Source organism: Nonomuraea sp. JJY05 (assembly GCF_043496855.1).
Taxonomy (GTDB): domain Bacteria; phylum Actinomycetota; class Actinomycetes; order Streptosporangiales; family Streptosporangiaceae; genus Nonomuraea.
In genome coordinates this window covers 1-4,883 of sequence record NZ_JBIEIS010000107.1, presented here as the reverse complement: position 1 = coordinate 4,883, position 4,883 = coordinate 1, and the positions used below count along the sequence as shown (strand labels likewise).

Sequence of the window (4,883 nt, the reverse complement as noted above, 5' to 3'; positions counted from 1 at the left end):
GACGGCCGCACCGTCCTGCTCATCACCCACCGCCTGGCCAGCGTCCGCTACGCCGACCGCATCTACGTCCTCGACCACGGCCGGATCACCGAACAGGGCGACCACCACACCCTGATGTCACTCGACGGCCTCTACGCCGACCTCTACACCCTGCAGGCCGCCGCCTACCGCTGACCCTCTTTCACGAGTCACTTGCACAATGTTCAAGTCGCCCCTACCGTCGGACTTGAACATTGTGCAAGTCGTCGTCCCGGGAGGGTCCCATGCCGGTTTCCGTCGTCATCGCGTCCACGCTGCAGTACGCGCTCGCGGTGCTGTTCCTCGTCCTGCCCTTCATCGTCCACACCCACGGGGAGCGGGCTCAGCGCGCGGCCGAGGCGGTCGTCACGCGGCAGGGCCTGTCCGGCGGCGTGCTCGCCCGGCACGGGGTCAAGTTCGCCGAGAGCGTCGTGGAGCTGCTGTTCCCGCTCGCCATCTCCGCCGCCCTGGCGACCCTGGCCTCACTCGGCCTCGCGGGGAGCGGCGTGGGCCGGATCCTGTCGTGGATCGCCGCCGCGCTCCTCCTGACCGCGGGCGCGTTCGTCACCGGCAGCCAGATCTTCGCGGGCCGCTACGTCGAGGCGGCCTTCAAGAAGTCCAAGGAGCCTGGCGTGCGGGAGCTCGACGGGAGAGCCGTGGTGCGCGCGGCGCAGGAGGCGTTCCCCGCGATCCTGCGTCCGCTGATCGTGACCCGGTTCGTACTGACGACCGTGGGCTCGCTGGCCGTCATCGTCCTGCTGGCGACTCCGGCCGCGAGCGCGTACTTCCAGTAGCCAGCCGCGCCTGCAGTCCGTCGAGGATCGTACGCAGCCCGAACTCGAACGAGTCCTCGTCCGGCAGGGAACGGGCGGCCTCCACCGACGGCGTGGCGCGGGCCTGCAACCGGGGGAACCGCGCGGCGATCTCGCCGATGCGCGCGATGGTGTCGCGCAACTGCTGCTCCTCGTCCGCCCCCGCCCTGCGGAGCCGGGCCCGCCACGCCAGCTCGGCCGCCTCGCCCTGCGCGGCGCCGATGACGAACATGAGCACGGTCGCCGCCGCCTGGTCCGCGTCCGGCCCGCTGAACCCGGCGGCCTCGTAGACGGCCAGGCAGCAGTCGTCGTAACGGGCCTTGTTGGGGCCGTGGATGAGGTGGGTGCTCATGGCCGGGAGCATCCAGAAGTGACGGCCCAGCATGCCGTGCGCGCCGGCGGCCAGCGCCGCCGCGGCCGCCCGCCAGCCGACCTCGGCGGGGTCGGGCAGCTGGATCTCGTCCCACACGTGGTCGGCGGCCAGCACGACCAGCTCGTCCTTGCTCTTGACATGCCAGTACATGGCCGTGGCCGCCGCACCCAGCTGGGTGCCCAGCCGCCGCATGTTCAGCCCGTCCACGCCCTCGGCGTCCAACACCGAGACGGCGGCCCGGACGATCTGATCCCGGGTCAGGGTGTCACGCGGCATACCCCCCAACCTACCGCCCCTACCCCCGCGATCACCTACCTGCGCGATCACCTACCTCCTCGGTCTCCCGCGCCCGTGGTCTCCTGCGCCCGCGATCACCCATCCCCGCGATCGCTCGCTCTCACGATCGCTCGCCAACAGCCGCCAGTCTCGCGCCCGCTTGCTCGGCGTCCGCGCATCGCCACGACGCCCGTCCCACCGCGACGCCCGTCCCACCGCGACGCCCGTCCCACCGCGACGCCGTCGGCGCTTACCGCTCCGGCGCCCTGGGGCTGGGCCGCTCGGTCGCGCTCGGCCTGATGTCGGCGCTCGCTCTCGGGACGCTCAAAGGCACCGAACCGCAGTCCTTCATCGCCGTGGGCGCCTCTGCGTCGCCTTCCTCCCCCTGGGCATATCGATGCTGCGCGGCGGCCCGCCGCCGGCCAGGCGCGCCATGTTCTGGATCGTCGTCCTCATCCTCGTGCACATCCTCATGACGGCCTACGGCCCAAGGGGATGAGTGTCAAAACGGGCTCCGGCCGAGTGAATATGCCGGCGATTGGATCGGCCGGGATTCAGGGCGGATCGCCGCATGGGGAAACCTCTTGTCGAATTTTCGCTCGCCTGCCCATCGGGAATTGCCGAGCCGGCGATTCAGGCGGTGGTGGAGAATGGCGCAGGCGCAAATCGGAAGCCCCAGGTCGCCGCAGGGTACCCGTAGTGTGATCAAGGCTTGACGGGGAGCGTTCGGACCGCTAAACGACAGACATGGCGAACGTCAAGGCGCGGCTCCGTGCCGCAGTCTCCAACGTGGATCTCGGCATCGTGCTGCTCGTCGCCGCTGCCGTCAGTGTGCTCGATCTGCTCGATGTGCTCAAAGACGGACAATCGGACCAGCTGATTCTGCCGGTGCTGGCCCTGCTCGCGTTCGTCTGGATCAGGGACAGGAACAGGCAGGCTCGAGTGGCCGAACAGCTTGATACCGTCGCGCGTACCACCGACGGAATGTGGCGATTGCTGGCCAGCGGCGATTCGGTCAAGTCGCTCAACGGGACGGCCATCACCCGACTCCTCGAGGAGGCGCGGGCAGGCAGCGATATGTGGTTGTTCAAAGGGGGCACGGGCACGTTCATCCGGGCGGTGACGCTGCCCGAATGCATTGAGCGGGCCAAGAAGAAGCGCAGCAAACTGCGTTTCCTGCTCGAATTACTCGACCCGACGGACGAGTCGCTGTGCGCGGAGTACACCCAGCTGCACCTCAGTCTCGCTGCCGACGGCGCCGAGGAGAAAGGGTGGACGTCTCTGGGCACGCGCAAGGACGTATATTCGACGATCCTCGCCGCCTGCTGGTACCGGCAGCGCAACAGTCAGCTGCTGGAGTTGCGGATCGGCCTGTCCCGGACGATCTCGCTGTTCCGCTGCGACCTCACCAAGCACAATCTGGTGATCACCCAGCGCGGTCCCGAGTTTCCCGGCCTCGCTATTCCGCAGGACAGCCCGCATTACAACCCGTGGTCCATCGAGCTGCACAACAGCCTCGACCAGACCAAACCGCTGGACGTGGCGAAGGCGCCCCGGTTGAGCGCCCGGCCCACCGTGGACGAGACGCGTCAGCTGTTCGAGCGCCTGGGCATTCCGCTCACCGAGGAGTTCAAGGACTCCGATGTGGCGGACATCGTCAAGGGCGCGCTCAACCGCACCGACCCGTATGAGGGGCGGGTGCCGGTCGCCGCATCGTCGGTCAACTGACCGCGCAGCCGGGCCGGCCGCTGCCATGCGTCCCGTTCGGGTCGAGAGGACCGGCTCCCGTATCACCCGGCCGCGGTGCGGTGCTGACGCCGCAGGGGAAGAAGGCGGTGGCCGAGTTGGCGGCCCTGGGTTGGCTGGCTTGGGTTGGCTGGCTTGGGTTGGCTGGCTTGGGTTGGCTGGCCTGGGTTGGCTGGCCTGGGTTGGCTGGCTTGGGTCGGGGGCCTGGGTCGGTGGACCCGAGCTGGTGGACCCGAGCTGGTGGGCCTGGGTCGGTGGACCCGAGCTGGTGGGCCTGGGTTGGTGGATCCGAGTTGGCGGGCCTGAGCCGGCTGACTTTGTCGGTGGTGGTGTCGCGATGCTGACTGGGCTTGGTGGTGTCGCGATGCTGACTGGGTGTGGTGGTTTCACGATGCACACCGGGGGTCGGCCGGTGTGGCGGGCTGGCGGGTCTGGGGTGGGGTGAGAGTGCGGCTTCCTCGGTGAGGGCGCGATCAGGGGAGGTGCACAGCTCAACAAGGGTCGCCGGCGTCGACGGGGCCGAGTGATTCGCGGGTCGTGTCGCCCAGGGCGGCGAGGACGGCCTCTTCCACGGTGGCGTGCACGTGCAGGACGGTGTGCGCCCACGTGAGTTCCATGATCCGGGCCAGTTTCGGATCGGGGGCGGCCAGGTGCAGGCTGCCGCCGTGCTGGCGGGCGAAGGCGTGGGTGTTGAGCAGGACGCGAAGGCCCGCGCTGCCCAGGAAGTGTGCCTCGCTGAGGTCGATCACCACGTGCTCGCCGGGCTGCCGCCTGCTGCCACGGATATGTCGATCGAGCTGCCCGGCGGTCGCGACGTCGACCTCGCCGGCCACTGAGATCACGCTCACGCCCGGCAATCTCTGAATGGCGAACGTCAGATCCGGCATGCGGTGCCCACCGATCGGAGTCCGGAGACGATGCACTGTTATGGCTTGCCCGTATCGCACCATATCCGGGCGCCCGCCTTTCGCCTAGACATCAGCACTTACTTCTTCACGGCCGGGGCCGCGCGCCCGGCATCCCTGAGGTGAGCAGGGGATTCATGGAACCCACACGATCCGTGCAAGACCGGCCCGGCACAGTGGAACGTACGGGACGAGTGATTGGCGGTCGGACATATTCAACGCCTGCGAACGGACGGAAATACGAATATCCGCGACGCCGCGAATTTCGGTGTCGCTCTCCCCGAGTTTGACCGTGCTCGCCATGATCACGGATGCGCTCGCGGGCCGTTATCGCGGTCTGCCGCAATCGTGGCGGAGGGCGGTTCAGGCGCGGGCCGGCTGGCGGTCGAAGGAGGCGGTGCGGCCGCTGGGCGCGCCCGGCCATGCGGTGGTGCCGGACAGCGTCGTGCCGCGCGCCCCCGTCGGTGACGTCCCCGTACAGGAGCAGATCGATCGCCTGCATGACATGTCGCCGGAGCTCCTGCTCAAAGACCTGGAGCAGGCGTTCGGGCCGCTGCCCGCGCACTGGCGGGCCGCCGCCGAGCGGCCCGACCGCTGGCTGCGCGGGTACGCGGGCGCGCTCGCCGACGTGTGGGCCGTCGCCGAGCCGCTGTGGAGCAGGGCGCGCCCGCTCCTCGACAGGGAGGTCGCGCGGGTGGGCGTCGCGAGCGTGCGCGGCGGCGCGGACGCGCTGCTCGGCTCGCTCGCCGGGCG

5 protein-coding genes are annotated in these 4,883 nt (G+C 69.4%); 3 read left to right on the top strand and 2 right to left on the bottom strand.

The genetic code is table 11. The features are described from left to right. Positions 1-263 precede the first annotated feature (263 nt). Positions 264-812, top strand: a complete 549-nt coding sequence (locus ACFKCF_RS61385) for a hypothetical protein (RefSeq protein ID WP_394506731.1) — start codon at positions 264-266, stop codon at positions 810-812. Here the strand turns inward: ACFKCF_RS61385 and ACFKCF_RS61380 are convergent. Next, positions 766-1,479 carry a TetR/AcrR family transcriptional regulator gene (locus ACFKCF_RS61380; protein ID WP_394506730.1) on the bottom strand — a complete coding sequence of 238 codons (714 nt, stop codon included), beginning with the start codon at positions 1,477-1,479 and terminating at the stop codon, positions 766-768. The genes ACFKCF_RS61385 and ACFKCF_RS61380 overlap by 47 nt on opposite strands. Positions 1,480-2,226: 747 nt before the next feature. Here ACFKCF_RS61380 and ACFKCF_RS61375 point away from each other — a divergent pair. Further along, the gene (locus ACFKCF_RS61375) at positions 2,227-3,207 is read left to right on the top strand and encodes a hypothetical protein (RefSeq protein ID WP_394506728.1); all 981 of its coding nucleotides are present in this window, start codon (positions 2,227-2,229) and stop codon (positions 3,205-3,207) included. 509 nt (positions 3,208-3,716) lie between these two features. Here the strand turns inward: ACFKCF_RS61375 and ACFKCF_RS61370 are convergent. Beyond that, positions 3,717-4,112, bottom strand: coding sequence for an STAS domain-containing protein (locus tag ACFKCF_RS61370; protein ID WP_394506726.1), 396 nt, complete (start codon positions 4,110-4,112; stop codon positions 3,717-3,719). Positions 4,113-4,431: 319 nt separating this feature from the next. Between ACFKCF_RS61370 and ACFKCF_RS61365 the strand changes: the two genes are divergently transcribed. Next, positions 4,432-4,883: hypothetical protein (locus ACFKCF_RS61365; RefSeq protein ID WP_394506725.1), on the top strand; the 452-nt coding region annotated here is incomplete at its 3' end.

Coding starts and splice junctions, on each gene's coding strand:
- ACFKCF_RS61385 (WP_394506731.1), top strand. CDS start 264: ATGCCGGTTTCCGTCGTCATCGCGTCCACGCTGCAGTACGCGCTCGCG.
- ACFKCF_RS61380 (WP_394506730.1), bottom strand. CDS start 1,479: ATGCCGCGTGACACCCTGACCCGGGATCAGATCGTCCGGGCCGCCGTC.
- ACFKCF_RS61375 (WP_394506728.1), top strand. CDS start 2,227: ATGGCGAACGTCAAGGCGCGGCTCCGTGCCGCAGTCTCCAACGTGGAT.
- ACFKCF_RS61370 (WP_394506726.1), bottom strand. CDS start 4,112: ATGCCGGATCTGACGTTCGCCATTCAGAGATTGCCGGGCGTGAGCGTG.